This is a genomic window from Vibrio sp. 10N.222.46.A1 (assembly GCF_041473595.1).
GTDB lineage: Bacteria > Pseudomonadota > Gammaproteobacteria > Enterobacterales > Vibrionaceae > Vibrio > Vibrio tasmaniensis_A.
Window position 1 is genome coordinate 1 of record NZ_JBFRSN010001166.1, and the last position, 263, is coordinate 263.

1 protein-coding gene is annotated in these 263 nt (G+C 46.8%); it reads left to right on the top strand.

The window, feature by feature from the left end; all coding sequences use genetic code 11:
- The coding region (locus AB4496_RS24875; protein WP_372132480.1) for a hypothetical protein at nucleotides 1-263 on the top strand (263 nt) is incomplete at both ends.

A 263-nucleotide genomic window follows, 5' to 3' on the forward strand; every position in this document is an offset into this window, starting at 1 on the left:
CGACAGTTATCGCTATCATGGGTGCGAGCCCTGTAATTTTTTCAAAAACCGATGCTGCTGAGTTCGCAAGCTCGGTATTCCTTATCATCGCGTCGTCATTGTTACTGTCTTGGCTAGTTGCGATGACCTTCACGGCCTTGATGTGTTGGTTCTTCATCAAGCCAACCAAGCAAGCTGATAACACCAAAGTCAGCTTATACCGTAAGAGTGTCAACTGGACTGTCGATAATCCGCTTAAAGCATTGAGCGCTTTGGTTCCGTTG